The 16133-nt window shown below is 68.4% G+C and carries 14 protein-coding genes; 7 read left to right on the top strand and 7 right to left on the bottom strand.

Annotation, left to right across the window (positions count from 1 at the left end):
• Positions 1 to 48 precede the first annotated feature (48 nt).
• Both AAFU51_12300 and AAFU51_12295 read left to right on the top strand, forming a co-directional pair.
• Entirely contained in the window at positions 49 to 237 is a 189-nt protein-coding gene (locus tag AAFU51_12300) for a hypothetical protein (protein ID MEO1572041.1), read from the top strand.
• Positions 238 to 383: 146 nt separating this feature from the next.
• A complete protein-coding gene (locus AAFU51_12295; protein MEO1572040.1) occupies positions 384 to 1676 on the top strand; it encodes an arginine deiminase family protein in 1293 nt (430 codons plus the stop codon).
• 95 nt (positions 1677 to 1771) lie between these two features.
• Here AAFU51_12295 and metF read toward each other — a convergent pair whose 3' ends face one another.
• On the bottom strand, positions 1772 to 2728 hold the full coding sequence (metF, locus tag AAFU51_12290) for a methylenetetrahydrofolate reductase [NAD(P)H] (GenBank protein MEO1572039.1): 957 nt from the start codon (positions 2726 to 2728) through the stop codon (positions 1772 to 1774).
• A 252-nt stretch (positions 2729 to 2980) separates the two neighbouring features.
• Here metF and AAFU51_12285 point away from each other — a divergent pair, with 252 nt between their 5' ends.
• Complete coding sequence (locus tag AAFU51_12285) at positions 2981 to 4393, top strand: cytochrome P450 (GenBank protein ID MEO1572038.1); 1413 nt, start codon at positions 2981 to 2983, stop codon at positions 4391 to 4393.
• Between the two features lie 83 nt (positions 4394 to 4476).
• Here AAFU51_12285 and AAFU51_12280 read toward each other — a convergent pair whose 3' ends face one another.
• Positions 4477 to 5901, bottom strand: coding sequence for an isochorismate synthase (locus AAFU51_12280; GenBank protein ID MEO1572037.1), 1425 nt, complete (start codon positions 5899 to 5901; stop codon positions 4477 to 4479).
• 367 nt (positions 5902 to 6268) lie between these two features.
• Between AAFU51_12280 and ubiE the strand changes: the two genes are divergently transcribed.
• Positions 6269 to 7027, top strand: a complete 759-nt coding sequence (gene ubiE / locus AAFU51_12275) for a bifunctional demethylmenaquinone methyltransferase/2-methoxy-6-polyprenyl-1,4-benzoquinol methylase UbiE (GenBank protein MEO1572036.1) — start codon at positions 6269 to 6271, stop codon at positions 7025 to 7027.
• 68 nt (positions 7028 to 7095) lie between these two features.
• On the opposite strand, the gene AAFU51_12270 is transcribed toward ubiE, so the two are convergent.
• Both AAFU51_12270 and AAFU51_12265 read right to left on the bottom strand, forming a co-directional pair.
• On the bottom strand, positions 7096 to 8004 hold the full coding sequence (locus tag AAFU51_12270; protein MEO1572035.1) for a PspC domain-containing protein: 909 nt from the start codon (positions 8002 to 8004) through the stop codon (positions 7096 to 7098).
• Positions 8005 to 8295: 291 nt separating this feature from the next.
• Complete coding sequence (locus AAFU51_12265; GenBank protein MEO1572034.1) at positions 8296 to 10302, bottom strand: von Willebrand factor type A domain-containing protein; 2007 nt, start codon at positions 10300 to 10302, stop codon at positions 8296 to 8298.
• A 290-nt stretch (positions 10303 to 10592) separates the two neighbouring features.
• On the opposite strand from AAFU51_12265, the gene AAFU51_12260 reads away from it, so the two are divergent.
• Genes AAFU51_12260 through AAFU51_12250 form a run of 3 tightly spaced genes read left to right on the top strand, consistent with a single transcriptional unit; the run spans position 10593 to position 11895 of the window.
• Positions 10593 to 11051: a DUF4440 domain-containing protein gene (locus AAFU51_12260; GenBank protein ID MEO1572033.1), complete on the top strand. Its 459-nt coding sequence runs from the start codon at positions 10593 to 10595 to the stop codon at positions 11049 to 11051.
• 39 nt (positions 11052 to 11090) lie between these two features.
• Entirely contained in the window at positions 11091 to 11561 is a 471-nt protein-coding gene (locus AAFU51_12255) for a pyridoxamine 5'-phosphate oxidase family protein (protein ID MEO1572032.1), read from the top strand.
• The gene (locus AAFU51_12250; GenBank protein ID MEO1572031.1) at positions 11554 to 11895 is read left to right on the top strand and encodes a hypothetical protein; all 342 of its coding nucleotides are present in this window, start codon (positions 11554 to 11556) and stop codon (positions 11893 to 11895) included. The genes AAFU51_12255 and AAFU51_12250 overlap by 8 nt, the downstream gene beginning before the upstream one ends.
• A gap of 9 nt (positions 11896 to 11904) precedes the next feature.
• Here AAFU51_12250 and AAFU51_12245 read toward each other — a convergent pair whose 3' ends face one another.
• From AAFU51_12245 to AAFU51_12235, 3 genes are all read right to left on the bottom strand, one after another.
• The gene (locus AAFU51_12245; GenBank protein ID MEO1572030.1) at positions 11905 to 13176 is read right to left on the bottom strand and encodes a DUF1501 domain-containing protein; all 1272 of its coding nucleotides are present in this window, start codon (positions 13174 to 13176) and stop codon (positions 11905 to 11907) included.
• Positions 13177 to 13265: 89 nt separating this feature from the next.
• Positions 13266 to 15119, bottom strand: coding sequence for a DUF1800 domain-containing protein (locus AAFU51_12240; protein ID MEO1572029.1), 1854 nt, complete (start codon positions 15117 to 15119; stop codon positions 13266 to 13268).
• 41 nt (positions 15120 to 15160) lie between these two features.
• The gene (locus tag AAFU51_12235; protein ID MEO1572028.1) at positions 15161 to 16063 is read right to left on the bottom strand and encodes a hypothetical protein; all 903 of its coding nucleotides are present in this window, start codon (positions 16061 to 16063) and stop codon (positions 15161 to 15163) included.
• Positions 16064 to 16133 lie beyond the last annotated feature (70 nt).

The following is a 16133-nucleotide window of genomic DNA, read 5'->3' as shown; positions in this document are numbered from 1 at the left end:
TTTAGTACGTGTAGACATGCTATCCGGCTTTCCACTATGAATGGATCCATGACCATCCAGCGCATCCTCCAGCTTGTTCTTGTGGCGATCGTGCTCATGATCGCCTTCTCGCTGCTGTCGATGCTGCTCCAACTCGGCGTCGCGCTGCTGGAGTTTGTGTTCCCCGTGCTGGTGGTGCTGCTCGTCATCGCGGTGGTGCTCCGCTTCGTTGAGCTCCTCGCCAAACGCCGACGGTGACCCTGTGCTGCAGCGACCGTTCCACGGCCGCGCCCTCGACCTCGTACTTTCCGAACGCCTGCTGGGACGCCCCGGCAGGCGTTTTCGCTGGCCTCGCCGCTTCTGCGCCCTCCCCCCTTGGCGCTCTCCCCCCTTGGCGCTCTCCTATGCCTACAGCTCCCCCTGCTCCCGCCCGCCCGTCCGACGCCGTCGATACGCTGCACGTCACGTCCGAGACGGCGCTGCTGCGCCAGGTCGTCGTCCACACGCCCGGCGAGGAAATGTCGCTCGTGGCCCCGGATAACAAAGACGCCCTCCTCTTCGACGATATCCTGTTCACCGACCGCGCCCGTGAGGAGCACCAGCAGCTGTGTGCCGTGTTCGAGCGCGTCGTCGGGAAGCCGGAGGCCGTCCTTCAGATCGGGGCGCTGCTCCGCGGGACGTTCGAGGACGCGGACGCAGGGGCGGATGCTCGTGCGTGGTTTGTGGCCGAGCTGAGCCGGGCGCTCCCGGCGCGCAACTACGCACGCTATGAGACCGACCTCCTCGCGCTCGACCCGGACGCGCTCGACCGCTTCGCCGTCACCGGGCAGTCGCCGCTGCCGCTGGTCGCCCCGCCGCTGCCCAACCTGCTCTTCACCCGCGACCTCTGCGCCGTGGTGGGCAGCCACGTGGTGATGAGCCGCGCTGCCACCGACGCCCGCCGCCGCGAGAGCGTGATCGTCGAGGCGATCCTCCGCCACCACCCGCGCTTCGCTGCGAACCGGGACCAGCTGTTCGTCCTACCCGACTATGTCTCGTTCGAAGGTGGCGACCTCCTCGTGGTCAACGAGTCGCTCGTGCTCATTGGGCAGTCGGAGCGGACCTCGCTCGGCGGCGTGATGGCCGTCACGGAGCGCCTACTCGCCGAGACGCCCGTCACGGACGTGCTGATGGTCAACCTGCCGAACAAGCGCTCGTGCATGCACCTCGACACGGTGTTCACCTTCATCGACGACGAGACGTGCATGGTCTATCCGCCGATCATTGCGCGGGAGCGGCACAACGTCTTCCACTTCTCGGAGTACGACGCCACCACCGCAGGGGGCGGGCGCTTCCAGACGCGCGTGCTGCCCAGCGTGCAGGTTGCCATCGAGGAGTTGACGGGGCACCCATTCACGTTCATCCCGTGCGGCGGCGCCGACCCGCTCAACCAGGAGCGCGAGCAGTGGACCGACGGAGCCAACCTCTTCGCCGTCGCACCGAACCTGGTGCTGGCCTACGAGCGCAACCGCCACACCTTCGCCGCGCTGCGCGACCAGGGCTTCCACGTCGTCAACGCCGAGCACTTCCTCTCCTTCTACGAGAACGGCACCGTCCCCGTGGGCGAGAAGGTCGCCCTCCAGCTCACCGGCCACGAGCTCTCGCGCGGCCGCGGCGGCGCCCGCTGCATGACGATGCCGCTGGTGCGAGAGGGCTAGCGCCCTCGTGAAGCCGTGTTTCTGTGGGGCCGTGTTGCCGCGAAGGTGCTCACCCCACGGCCTCACAGAAACACGGCCGCACAGCCACACTCCCCCTACGCCATCTTCCGCAGCGGCTCGACGACCTGGAGGGCGTGCTTGGCCGTCTGCATGATGTAGAAGTGCAGCGCCGGGGCTCCGCCTTCGAGCAGTTCCTGCGCCTGCTGCCGTGCCCACTCGATGCCAACGGCGGACACGTTCTTCCGGTCGGCGGCCTCGACCTCGGCCGCGAGCGCTTCGGGGATCTCTAGGTGGAAAAACGCCGGGAGCGACGTGAGGTGCTTCTTCGATGTGATGATCTTCAGGCCCGGCACGATGGGCACCGTGATGCCGACCTCGCGGCAGCGCTCGACGAAGTCGAAGTAGTGCCGGTTGTCGAAGAACATCTGCGTGACGATGTAGTCCGCGCCGGCGTCGACCTTGCGCTTGAGCGCGAGCACGTCCCACGTCGGGTTGGGCGACTCGAAGTGCTTCTCCGGGTAGCCCGCCACGCCGACGCAGAAGTCGGTCGCCTGCGCGTCGATGAGCTGTTCGAGAAACTGGCCCCGGTTCATGTTGTCGATCTGCCGGACGAGGTCCTCGGCGTAGTCGTTGCGCGAGCGGTTGTTGTTGGTGGGCTTGCGGAAGCCCTTGTCGTCGCCGCGCAGCGCAAGCACGTTGCGGATGCCGAGGTAGTGCAGTTCGATGAGGGCGTCCTCGGTCTCCTCGCGGGTGAAGCCCTGGCAGAGCAGGTGCGGCACGGCGGGGATGCCGAAGCGGTGCTGGATGGCGGCGCACAGCCCGAGCGTGCCGGGGCGCTTGCGCTTGACGTGCTTGCGCACGGTGCCGTCGGGCATCTCCTCGTAGTAGATCTCGGCCGCGTGGCTCGTCACGTCGATGAACGGCGGCTCGTGCGGCTTGAGCTGCTCCACGATGCCAAAGACGCTCTCGATGTTGGTGCCGCGCTTGGGTGGGATGATCTCGTAGGAAATCGGCGGCGTTTCGGCGTTGAGGATCTGATCGCTGACTTTCACGAATCGAAGCGCTAGGAGTAAGAGGTGTGAAGGGAAATGATGATACGGGGAAGGGATCCCCTCTACCGGCAAGGCCCCGCAAAATTGAGGCCTTCTACATAACGACCACGGTGGCTCGTTCCGGTACGCTGCCCCGCAGCCTCCGCCTAGGCTGGATGCGTGGAAGCCGTACATGCGCCGCTTGGGTTCCTTGCGTCTTTGCAGGCACAGCCAGGTCGCTCAGCGTAGGTTGCCCAAGCTTTGCCGATGCCGATGCCGACCGCCCCCACCCCACCCGTTCGTGTGCGAACCGATGCCCCGCCCGGCCCTCAGGGCTGGGGCTTCGTGCGGCTGCTGCCGCGCCTAATGCGCGATCCACTCGGAGCCTTCACGCACATCGCGCGCACCTACGGGCCGCTCGTCTACCTCCACCTGTCCGACGCGGAGACGTACCTCGTCAACCACCCTGACCTCGTCCGTCACGTCCTGCGCGACCGCGTCGAGAACTACACGCGCGGCAAGCTCCTCGACGACCTGCGACCGCTCATCGGGCAGGGACTGTTCACGAGCGAGGGCGACCTATGGAAACAGCAGCGGCGGCTCGTCGGGCAGGCGTTTCGCACGGAGTACGATGCCACCGTCGAGACAGCCCTGCGTACCGAGTTGGACGCGCTCCTCGACACGTGGCAGGACGGGGACGTGGTGGACGTGCAGGCGGCGATGAAACGGCTACTCCTGCGGGTGATGACGCGCACGATGTTCGCGCCCGCCTGGCAAATCGACGCCGACGCGATGATCGCGGACCTCGACATCGTGCTTCAGCACGCGAGCCTAGCCAACAACTTCCTCCGACGCGTCTGGAGCGGGACGCCGGGCCTGCGTCGCCTACGTCCGCCGGGGACGGCACGCGCCGCGGCCGCGCTCGCCCGCATCGACGCGGTCACCTACGACGTGATCGAACGCGCCGCGCTGCCAGACGGGGACCCGCGCGCGCTTGCGCCTGCGCCCCTCCTCCGCCTGCTCCTGAACGCCGAGTCCGAAGAGACGCTCGACCGCAAGCAGATCCGCGACGAACTCAACACCTTCCTCTTCGCGGGCTTCGACACCACGGCTGGCGCCCTCTCGGCTGCCTGGATGAGCCTCGGGATGACTTCAGATGCGCGCGCGCGCATGGACGCCGAACTGGACGCGAGTGTCGCCGATCGCGCGCCAACGCTCGCCGACCTCCGCGCGCTGCCCTACACCGAGGCGGTGCTCCACGAGACGCTGCGGCTCTACCCGCCGGCCTGGGCCTACCACCGCATTGCCCTCGACGACGACGTGATGCCGGACGCGGACGGTGCGGGCTGGCGCGTCCCGATCCGCGCGCACGTGATGCTGTGCCCCTACGCGCTGCATCGCCACCCCGATTTCTGGGACCGCCCCGATGCCTTCAACCCGACGCGCTTCCTCAGCGAGGATGGCGCCCCAGACGCCTTTGTTGGCTTGCACTATGCGCCATTCGGCTTCGGGCGGCACATCTGCATTGGGCGGCGGCACGCGCTCCTGCAGGCTCACCTCGTCCTGGCCACGCTCGGCCAACGGCTCCACCTCGAACCGACCTGGCAGTCGCCGCCAAAGCTCGACGCGGGCATCATCCTGAAGGCGAAAGCCGGTCTGCCGATGCGGGTCGCGGTGAGGCGGTGAGGCGGACATGCCTCTCTCCAACTCCAGAAGTCCTGCTCCTGTGGGCGGCACAGCTATACCGATGCACTGCTACGCCGCAGCGCTCACCCCAGCGAGAGACGCGGGACGCGCAGGTCGGACTGCCCGTCGCCGCTCGCGTGCCCGTCGCCGAGGCCGCGGCCCAGGCCGAGCACGTCGAGGAAATCGCTCAGTTTGTGCTCGATCTCGGCCCACTCGGCGTCGGCGTCGGAGCCGCGTACGATGCCAGCTCCGGAGTAGAGCGCCAGCGAGGTGTCGCGCACGAGCCCGGAGCGAATCGCTACGGCAAACTCGGCGGCGTCGACGCCCACCCAGCCTACGGGCCCGGCATACCAGCCCCGGTCGAACGGCTCGGTGTCGCGCAGGAACGCAAGCGCGGCGTCCGTCGGCGTGCCGCCCACGGCAGGCGTCGGGTGGAGGGCGGCCAGGATGTCAGTCGAGGCAACGCCGTCGTGCAGGAGCCCGCGGATGCCGGAGCGCAGGTGTCGCTTGTTGGCGAGGGCCATTTCGCTCGCCTGCGCGTCGATGTCGAGCGTCTCCGTGAACGGGCGCAGCCCGGCGAGGATGGCGTCGCGGACATAGCCGTGCTCGCGGAGGTCCTTCTCGCTGCCGAGCAGTTCATCGCGCAGACGGGCATCGTCGCCCCGGAGCAGACCGCGGGGGCGCGTTCCGGCGACGGCCTCACTCTGGACGCGCCAGCCATCGCGGTGGAACAGGCGCTCGGGCGAGGCCCCGATGAACGTGGCATCGGCGTCTGAATGCGCGTCGGCAAAGCGGAACGCGAAGTGGTAACAGTTGGGCGTGGCCGCCTCCAGGCGCTCCAGCAGGTCCAGTGCCTCGACGGGCGCGTCGAAGCCGAACGTGGCGCGGCGGGCCAGGACTACCTTCTCGAAGCGGCCCGCGTCGAAGCCATCGAGTGCTTCAGCGATGTGCGCGGACCAATCCGGGTGCGTAGGTGCATCGACGCGTCCGGTCGGCGTCGGGCGGTCGAGGGCATGACGGCGCGCTGGGAGCGGCAGCCGCGTCCACGCCGGGAAGCGCAGGGCCGCGACGGCTGCCAGGACCGCGTCGAGGTTGTCGCCCGGCACGAGGTGACAGGCGAGCGTCGCGGAGCGGGGGCCCGCCGTCAATTCAAAGCGAGGCAGGACGAAGCGCGCGGTGCCGAACGAGGTCCATGCCTCGGAGACGGGCGCCTGCGGGTCGAAGCGGAGGCCGCCGTAGTACCGCGAGACGGGCGCTCGCGTGCGCAGCGCCTCCGTCCGCATGTCGAGGGCTGCCAGCACGGAGGCGACCGACCCATCGAGCTCGTCGGCGACGCCGAGCGCTGCGACAGCGTCGGTGTCGCCGCGCCCGTGCCAGTAGAGGGCGGTACCCTTGACCTGCACGGCGGACTCGTCCTGGGCGTGGAGCCACGCGAGCGGACGCACCGGACCAACCGGGATCTCGACGCGCTGAACGCCACCACGCTCACGCCGTGATGCCTGGGCCACGGCTGCCGCAAGACGCCCGGACAGGGACGCGCCCGTTTCGCGACGGGGGTAGATCTCAGACGCAGGGGGGCGCGACACAGACGTGAGTGGTGGGCGAAGAAAAACCTGGATGGTCCGCGATTTCAGTATCGGCAGCCAATCTGGATAGTTTCAGTCAAAAGTGAAAATAGACGCAATGCGGCAATGCGTGAGGTTGGGACGAACCCGTGCCCCGCCCTGCGCGTCGTAAGCGGCATCTGGGTAGGAACCCGCGTCCGTTTTGTCTCGGCTTGCTTTGCCTCCGCTGGTTTTACATCGGCACAGCGGCGTCCTGCGACATCGCGCGTCCTGCATCAGGCTTTCCCCTAGAACCTACGCCGTAGCGGCGATGAAGTCCACCGACGTCTCTCCTTCCCCTGCAGCCCCGCCGCCCGGTCAGGTCGACGGCAAGCGCGAGCAGGTCGCGGCCATGTTCGACCGCATCGCGCCGCGCTACGATCTGCTCAACCGCACCCTCTCGCTCGGCATCGACGTGCGGTGGCGCAAGCGAGCCATCCGCCTCCTCGCCGAGCGCCTTGTAGGCCCGCCCGAGCGGCTGCTCGACGTGGCGACGGGCACCGCAGACCTCGCCATCGCTGCCCACGAGGCGCTCGCACCGGCGGAGACCATCGGCGTCGACCCGTCCGAGGGCATGCTCGCCTTCGGGCGCGAGAAGGTCGCCGAGCGCGGCCTCGGCGGGGCCGTCCGCCTGGACGTGGGCGCGAGCGAGGCGCTCCCCTACCCGGACGACCACTTCGATGGCGCACTGGTCGCGTTCGGGGTCCGCAACTTCGAGCACCTGCAGGGCGGCTTGGCCGAAATCCACCGCGTGCTGCGTCCAAGCGCACCGCTCGTGGTGCTGGAGTTCAGCCGGCCGCGTGCGCCCGGGCTAAGCCAGGCGTATCAGTTCTATTTCACGCAGGTCCTCCCCCGCATCGGGCGCACCGTCTCCGGCGACGCTGGAGCCTACACCTACCTCCCCGAGTCCGTCCGCGTCTTCCCCGACGGCGACGATTTCCTCCGCGAGCTGCGGGAAACGGGCTACCGCGACCTCCACGCCGAGACGCTCACCTTCGGCATCGCCTCCCTCTACGTCGGAATCGCGTAGGATTGTAGACTGGCGATTTGAGATTTCCGGCGTAAAGGCAGCAATCGTCAGTCACAGGTCCACCCTCATCAGTCCCTGATGATTCGGATGAACGGCTCGTCGTCATCGTCGTCGCGGCGGTAGCGCTCCCCACGTGACGAGGAGCGGGCGCGGCGGGCAGCCTCACGGCGTTCTTTTTTCTCTTGCGTCTCCTGGTTGGGCAGCACGAACCCAAGCAGGATGTAGATGAAGAAGCCCATCCCGCTTCCGAAGATCGAGGCGAGCACGAAGGCGATCCGCACCAGCGTGGGGTCGATGCCGAGGAAGTCGCCGATCCCGCCGGCCACGCCCAGGATCTTCTTTTCGCGGCTCTTCATCAGCTTCTTTCGGCGCCCAGACGACTTCGCTGTCCGCGACGACGACCGCGCGGCGCGGCGCTCGTCCCGCCGTTGGCGCCTCGACGAGGTGCGGCCCTTCGATGAAGTTGCTTCGCGGCGCTCGCGTTCTCGGCGTTTCCGCGCGGCCTGCTGCTTACGGCGGCGCTCGGCGCGCTTCTGCTTTTTGCGGCGGCGGTCCGGGCTCCACGAGAGCAACCCGAAGCCGAGCAGGATGATGAGAATGCCGGCGAGCCATGGCAGCACCGTCATGAGTTCGCCCAACCCGCTCCACAGCGGCAGGCCCATCTGCTGCAGCGAGTAGAGCGTGCCCAGCCCGATCAGCGAGATCCCGGAGGCGGTGGGCAGATTCCAGAAGCCCGGCTTCTTCTGGGCCAGTTCCTCGTAGGCCTGCTCGTCCAGGAATGCCTCGATTTCCTCGTCGGTGACCTCGTCGTAGAAATCGTCGTAGAGGCCCTCGTCGAGCCGGTCGCCGAGCTCTTCGTCGGCACGCGTATCCCTATCCTTGGGATCGGCACGGAGCGTGAGTTCGTCGTCGGACTCGAAGTTGTCGGCGCGGTCGAGTTCGTCCGACCGTCGGCGTTGTCGGGAGCGGGTGGACATGGATGCGGGGCGGCTCGTGGGGCTGTGCCGGAAAGTACGGCGGCGTTTGGCGGGATGTTACGTGGAGACGAAACGGAGACAGCGCTCTGAAGCAAAGACCGTGCGTCGTCTGTCCCCCTGCCAGGTTGGCATTGATGCGGAGCCTCGGCGCAAAAAAGAGGGGTACGGCCCCACCCCTAGAGCCGCACCCCTATTCCCTCTCATGGAGGGTCCCCCTCATCGGGACTGAATGCAGGATGACGGTCTTACGGGACCGTCGCACCTATAACGCCGCTACCACCCGGCTTATTGTCACCGCGAGGCTTGGGCATTCTGAAGTGCCCCGGCTGTCTCCACAAGCCGGATGAACTCGCCCCGGTAGCCGTTCGGGTCGGCCCCGCGCCCGTCGCGGGCGAGCGCGAGTACGTCCTCATAGGTGGTGTCGCCGGCGTGGTCGGAGCCGCGCAGGAGCATGCCGAAGCTGGCTACGGCGGCCGCGAACTGCGTGTCGGCGCTCGCACGGGCCATCGGCGTGTCGGACGGGCGGACCGCGTGCGTGAGCAGCGCGCTCGTGTCACCGTCCGGCTGCTTGTAGCGCAGCTTCACGAAGAGGAGTTCGTCCTCGCCCTCTGTCGGTGTGAAGAGCTCTTCCTGGGTTGGTTCGACGTTTTGCTGGTAGCGCAGCGGATCGACGGTCGGCAAGCCTGAGAGTGTGGGCGAATCGGCACCGACCGGGACGACTTCGTAGAGCGCCGTCACGGAGTGTCCCGCGCCGAGGTCGCCGCTGTCTTTCGTGTCGTCGTTGAAGTCCTCGTCGGCGAGGAGGCGGTTTTCATAGCCGATCAGCCGATAGGCAGCCACGGCGGCCGGGTTGAACTCGATCTGGAGCTTCACGTCCTTGGCGATGGTGAAGAGCGTGCCGCCCATCTGCGCCACGAGGGTCTTCTGCGCCTCCTGGATAGTGTCGATGTAGGCGTAGTTGCCGTTGCCGTGGTTGGCGATGGCTTCCATCTTGCTGTCCTGTAGGTTGCCCTGGCCGAAGCCGAGCACCGAGAGGAAGACGCCGCTCTCACGCGCCTCTTCGATGAGTCGCTGCATCTCCGCGTCCGACGACGCGCCCACGTTGAAGTCGCCGTCGGTGGCGAGCAGCACGCGGTTGTTCTTTTCGGCGTCGAACTGCTGCCGGGCGAGCTGATAGGCGAGGCGGATGCCTTGGCCGCCGGCCGTGGAGCCGCCTGCTTCGAGACGGTCGAGCGCTTCGAGGATCGTCTCCTTGTCCGCGCCGGAGGTCGGTTCGAGGACGACGCCCGCGGCGCCTGCATAGACGGCGATGGCGACAGTGTCCTCCTCTCGCAACTCATTCACGAGCAGCCGCAGCGCCGACTTCAGGAGCGGCAGCTTGTCCGCGTTGCCCATCGAGCCGGAGACGTCGAGGAGGAATACGAGGTTGGCAGGCGGCAGGTCTTCCGTGTCGATACGGCGTCCCTGGAGGCCGATGCGGACGAGCCGGTGCGCGGACTGCCACGGCGCGACGGCCACCTCGGTCGTGATCGAGAACGGTGCGCCCTCCCCGGCAGGGCCCTCGGGGTCGGGGTAGTCGTAGGTGAAGTAGTTGACGAACTCCTCGATGCGGATCGCGTCGGCGGGCGGGAGACGACCGCTGTTGAGGAAACGCCGCATGTTGGCGTACGACGCCGCGTCCACGTCGATGCCGAACGTCGAGAGCGGCGCGTCGCCCACGCGCTTGAACGGGTTCTCGTCGATGGCCGCGTAGCCCTCCCGGTCCGTCGGCAGCGGGTTGTGCGTCTGCACGCCGGGGATGTAGCCACCGGGCGGAGGTGGAGGCGCAGGAGAGACATACGAAGTGAGGCCGTGCATTCGGCTTGCGTCCCCAGACGCCGTCCTTGCCACTCCGACGGCATCGTTCTTCATAGCCGGCCCCTCGTATTCAACCACGATCTCTTGGAGGTCGGACGGCGAGGACAACTCGAAGTCGAGTATGCGGGTCAAGTTGGCAGCCACCTGAACGCCGCGCGTTGTCACGGAGGTGTAGCCGACGAAGCTGGCTGTGACCTCGTATTCCCCTGCAGGAACGCCGAGGATGACGTACTCCCCGTCGATGTTGGTGGCCGCGCCCAACGCCGTTCCTTCGATGACGATAGTGGCACCGGGGAGCGGGTCTCCGGCCTCGTCGGTGACGGTGCCGGCGATCTTGCCGGTGTTGGGCAGCGGAGCCGGGCCGTGGAGCGCAACGGCGGGCCCGAGCAACAGGCCGAGGGCCGCGAGGAGGACAAGCGGTATCGTAGAAATGCGTAGCATGGCTGTGACGAGAGCGTGGACGTGACAGAGAAACCACGGGCGCCTTACGGGACACCGCGCAGAGCGTAGACCGCAACCCCGGAAGGAAGTCGCCGTCAGAGAGCGTCCACGGAAGCACAGCCGGCGTCGCCTCCGCGTCTGCCCCCTAAACAGCTACGGCGCTCCGGTTATTGCCACGGCTCAGAATTGCGTGAGCCGTGGTGCCGCCGTGCTGTCTGGCCGTGAGGTCGCTCCAACGGTGGCACGACACACTGCCCTAAGCGCTCATCCTTGCTCAACTATCCTTGCTCATGCCTCGCCTCGTACTCGCCGCCCTACTTCTCCTCGTCTCCTCTGCGGCCGTTGCACAGTCCAGCGACGACGAGGCAGCCATCGCCGAGGCTGCGGCTTCGTTCTCCAATGCCTTCATGCGCGACGACGTGGACGCGATGCTGGCCCTCTACACCGAGGACGCGGTCATCTTCCCCGAGCGGACCCACGCGCTCCAGGGCACCGACGCCCTCCGCGCCTACTGGACGCTCCCGCCCGGCCGCACCATCACGAACCACCACATCACGCCGACCGCCGTCGAGGTGGTCGGCGACACGGCCTACGACCACGGCACCTACACGGTGAGCGGCACGAACGACGGCCAGGCCTGGGGGCCGAGCTACGGGAAATACCTCATCGTGTGGAAGCGCGGCACGGACGGCGCATGGCGGATGCACCTCGACATGTGGAACAGCGCGCCCAGCCCCGAGACGGAGTAGGCTGCTTCGCTATCACCCGATCACAACCCGCATGCTGCCATGCTGACCCCTGAGATCCTCGACGCCATCGACCGCAGCGTCCTGTGCTGGCTCGCCACCGCCGACGCCAACGGGGTGCCCAACGTGTCGCCGAAGGAAGCCTTCGCGGCCCACCACGAACGCAGCCTCCTGATCGCGCAGATCGCCTCGCCGCAGAGCGTGCGCAACATCGAAGTCAACCCGAATGTGTGCGTGAGCTTCGTGGACGTGTTCGTGCAGAAGGGCTTCAAGCTCACGGGCACGGCTGACCTCGTCGCGCCCGGCACGGCGCGCTTCGAAGCGCTGCTCCCGCCGCTCCACCGCATCACGCAGGGGCTGTTTCCCATCCGCAGCATCATCGCCATCGACGTGACGGCGACCGCACCTATCGTGGCGCCGAGCTACTTCCTCTATCCCGACGTCACCGAAGCCGAGCAGCGCGCCGCGGCGATGCGGACCTACGGCGTCGCTCCGCTTCCTCACCATGATTGACGACCTCCTTCGACTCGCCTCGACCATCCGCTACGTCGCCGTCTACCGCGACGGCCACCTCGCCACGAAGCAGAAGGCCGACGCGCCCGACGCCAGCAGTTCGGAATCGGATCGCTACGAGGAGTTGCTCGTCAACCCGGCGCTGCTCACGCTCGCCACCCAGCGCGGCAACATCGACTGCGGCGGCCTCGACTACGTCCTCGTGCGCTATGGCCACTTCTTCCAGTTCGTCCTGCCGCAGCCGTGGGGCCACGTCTCCGTCTGCATCGCCGCCGAAGCCGACCCGGTCGAACTCGGTGCCCGCATCCGCGCGCTCGTGGCCGACCTAGGGTGACGCGCGAGGCTATCCCACAAGTCGCATCCGCTCGCCGGTCCAGTCGGGGAAGAGCGTCCGGTCGTCGGCGACGCCGAGCGTGGGGCCAGCGACGCCCGCGAAGACCGCGCGGAAGTCGGTAGTGACGGGGAGGTCGCGGCCATCTTCGAGCGCGTCGGGGTCGAGGACGAGGGGCCGTCCGTGGACCCGCCCGCCCGCGACGCCGTTGCCAAGCACGAACATCGCCGAGGCGCGGCCGTGGTCGGTGCCCCGCGCGCCATTCTGCGCCACCGTCCGCCCAAACTCGGTCATCGTCATCACGGTCACCTCGTCGTGGTGGCGTTCGAGGTCGGTCCAGAAGGCGGCGAGGCTCTCGGCGAGGTCGCGGGCCTGCCGGGCGAACGAGCCGTTGGTGCCGCCCTGCCGGACGTGCGTGTCCCAGCCGCCCTGCTCGGCGAAGGCCACTTCGAGGCCGACGTCGAGCTTGATGAGCTGCGCGATCTGGCGGAGGCTCTGCCCCAGCTTGCTCCGAGGGTACTCCGCGCCGTTCTCGGAGCGGTAGTTGCTCAGGTCGGCCTCCTGCAGAATGCGCGCGGCGTCGAGGCCCTCACGGCCCGCCTGGCTGAGCGCGTCCTCCTCCCCGAGCAGGTTGCGTGTCGTCTGTTCGTAGAGCGCTTCCAGGCTCTGCCCGGCGGTCTGGGCCAGGTCGGCCCCGCGCACGTGCAGTCCGAAGTCTTCGAGCTTGGCGATCGAGAGCGCGTTTTCGGGCCCGAAGAGCGAGCGCGGCAGCGCGGGCGTGAGCGAGACGGCCTGGAACGGCGTCGCCTCGTGCCCGGCCAGCCCGACGGCGCGGTTGAGCCAGCCGCTGCGCCCGCGGACGCCCGGCGTGCCCGTCTCCATGTAGTCCTGCGCGTCGAAGTGCGAGCGCGTCGGGACGGGCGAGCCAACGCCGTGGACGATGGCGAGGCGTTGCTCCTCATAGAAGCGCGCGAGCGGCTCCAGCGCCGGGTGTAGGCCATAGGTTCCGTCGAGGTCGCGCAGGCGCGTCTCGGCGTTGCGCGCTGCCGAGAGGGTCAGGGCTGGGCGCACGCGCTGAAGGTGCGGGTCCACGAGCGGCTGCACGGCGGCGAGGCCGTCCATCGCGCCGCGCTGGAAGAGGCACACGAGCGTCTTCCGGCGCTGGAAGAGCCCCGGGCCCGTACTCGCCTGCGCGGTGCGTCCGAGGAACAGCGGGCACCCGCCGAGGCCGCTCGCCAGCAGCGCGAGGCCCGAGGACTTGAGAAAAGCACGACGGTCGATCATGGCGATGCGGTGTTGCTGTGTGGCAGTGGGACGGAGGGCTTGATGACGGCTACCGCCGCACCGCCCAACGGCCTCACCGCTGCACTCATTTACTGTCGTTGAAACTCGGGCGAGCCGAGGATGACGCCGACGACCAGCGCCAGCGTCTCATTCGAGCGAGTGGCGCGCGCGCGCTGGCGACGGGGACGCTCCGGCTCGTCGAGCTGCTCTCCGTCCACGACATCAGGGCGAGCCTCAGGCGCGGCCTCGCGGACGCGGTCCGCAAAGTCGGGGCGGGCGATGAGCGGGGTCAGACGCGCTAGCGTCTCGTCGAGGTCGCGCCCGGGGAGGAGCAGCCGCGCGTACGTCTCCAGCGCGGCCTCAGCAGACTCGGGCTGGCGATGCTGGTTGAGCGCGGCAAGGTCGAGCCGCACGCCGCGGATCGTGCCCTGGGCGAGTCGCAGGCCGAAGTCCATGCGGGCGAGCAGCGACCCGGTGTTGATCCAGGCCTCCGAGGCTTCGTCGTAGCCGGTCGGTGGGACGGCGCGGTAGGGGCCCTCCCCCATCGTGCGGAGCGCGGTCGTGAGCGGCCCGACCCGCGCAACGTCGGCGTCGGTCGCGCGGAGGGCGCTCGCCACGTACTCCAGCGGCGTCTTGACCTTGCCTTCGAGCGCAGGCAGTGCCCAAAACTCAGGCGCCTCCACGATGGCCCACATCATCGCTTTGAGGTCGCCGTTGGTCTCAGCGAAGACCTCCGCAAGTCGCTCCACGAGCACATCGTCGGGCTCGTCTTGGACGAACTTCACGGCCAGCTTGCGCGCGAGGTGCCGCGCCGTGGACGGGTGCGCGGCGAGCATGCCGAGGATGCGCTCGCCCTCGTCCATGCCGCCGCCGGTCGGGAAGCGCTCGCCGAGGATGGTTTTTTCCTCCGCGTCGTGATAGTTGGGGATGAACAAGAAATGGCCCTCGCGGACGATGCCGGGCCGGTTCAAAAATCGGTCGAGTTGCTGCTGGCCCCGGGCATCTACCATCGCGGCCTGAATGCGGCGGCGCGGCAGCAGCGTCCACCCGGTGAACGCCCGCGCGACCTCCTCGACATCGCTCTGCGTGTAGCCCCCATCGACGCCGAGGGTGTGCAGTTCCATCAGTTCGCGGGCGTAGTTCTCGTTGACGCCGCTCAGTCCGCCGGGAATCCGCCGGGGGCGCGGTGCCGTCGTCCGGGTACCCTCGGGCGCGACCGAGAGCGCGTTGTCGAGATAGCTCAGCATCGCCGGGTGGCGGGCCGTCGCGCGCAGCATGTCCTCGAACCGCCCGGTCACATGGGCGCGGATTGCCGTAGTCTCATAGTCGCGGAGGTAGAGCACCACGTCCGGTTCGAGCGTCACGTTGAAGTGGTTGAACCAGAAATCAGTCAGCACCTCTTGCAACTGATAGGGACTGTGGACCGCCCGCATGATTTTGTAGTGCGCCAGATCGCCGAAGATCTCGTTGGCGTTGCGGTAGCCTTTTTCTTCGCGGATCTGGCGGATGGCGGCGGCGCCATCTGGAGCGGCGGGCCGCGTGTCTCGCGGCACCATCCCGCGCGTCCTCGCCTCCTGGAGGACTTCGCCGTTGCGGCGGTAGATGCTGATCAGGTCGTCCATCGAGCGGGCTAACGAGTACCGGTCCGCGAAGAGCGCTGTGACTTCGGGAGGCAGCGCCCCCGGATCGAGTTGCGCGGCAAACCAGGCGTCCAGGCCCTGATTCACCATCGCATCTACGTCGCCGGGGCGAGGTCCGTAGGCGAACCGGTTGAGCAAGTGTGCCGCCGCCTCGCGCTCGGTCAGGCCCGCCTCGATGTAGGGCATGCGCGACGCCTGCATCGCGGTCGGCATCGACGGCGAGGCTCCGGAGCGCTCCGTGGGCTGCGAGCACGCCGACCCGGCGAGGAGCATCCAGAACAAGACGAGGACATGCAAGACCATCACACCGCAGGAGGACGAGGGGGTTGGCAGAGAATAGGCACTCATTCGATCACACGAACGTCCCGCAGGCGCAACGATTGTTCCACGAGCACGGTGAACGTCCGGATGCGGCGGCGCTGCTGCGCGACGAGCGTGAGCGATTGAGCGGCGGGCAGGTCGAGCCCGTTGGTCCGGGCATAGACGGTGGCGATGTCGAGGCGCGTGCGAACGTCGGGGGCACGCACATCCGGACCGCGGCGCGGCGGCGCCCCACGCGGGGGACCACCCCCAGGAGGGCCTCCCCGAGGCAGACGCCCGCTGGGCGGAGGCCGATCGCCGCGCGGGGGCTGGCCGCTCTCGAACGCGACGCGGACCTCACTGGCGACGAGGCGCGGGGCGGCCGGGAGCCGATCCCCGTCGCGGGCAAACCAGAACGTGGCCGCGTCCACGCCGCGCGGCAGCCGCCCAACCCGAGTGCGCCACACGGGCTGGCCGTCCCGCACCTCAGCCACGAGGTCACGGGCTTCCGCGACCCGCAGGATGGGGTAGGGCAGCGTCATCGGCCGTTCGAGCCACGAGGCCCCGCGCCCCAGGAGGCGCCGCAGCGGGTGCGTCGCTCGCTCGTAGTCCGCCGGGGCCATCGTCTCGCCATCGACTTCGAGCGCCTGCACGTCAGCGTCGAAGCGCGGCAGGCCCGACACAGCCTCGCCGTCGAGCCGCACGCGCACGTCCACGTCGGCGCGCAGCCGGTGAGCGCCCTTCGGCCCGTCGACGGTCCGGTCGAGGGTGAGCGCAAACGCGACGCCGTCCGCGGCCCGGAGCTGCGCGGTCTGCTGCGCCCGCCACGCCGCGAGCAGCGCATCGCCGTCGGCTGCGTCCTGCGCACGCACATCCGGCGCGCCTGCGAGGAGCAGGGCCGCGAGCAGCGCCGCGAGCAAGGCCGCGATGGAGAACGAGAGACGCATCGGGGTTGGTAGCCGTGGAAACGTAAGGGGTAGGGTGGCTTCGTGATGAAGTCGGGGCGACCGGGCACGG

The organism is Bacteroidota bacterium (assembly GCA_039821555.1).
GTDB lineage: Bacteria > Bacteroidota > Rhodothermia > Rhodothermales > Rubricoccaceae > JBCBEX01.
Note: the sequence above shows the minus strand (reverse complement) of the source record. Positions and strands in the feature narration are given on the sequence as shown.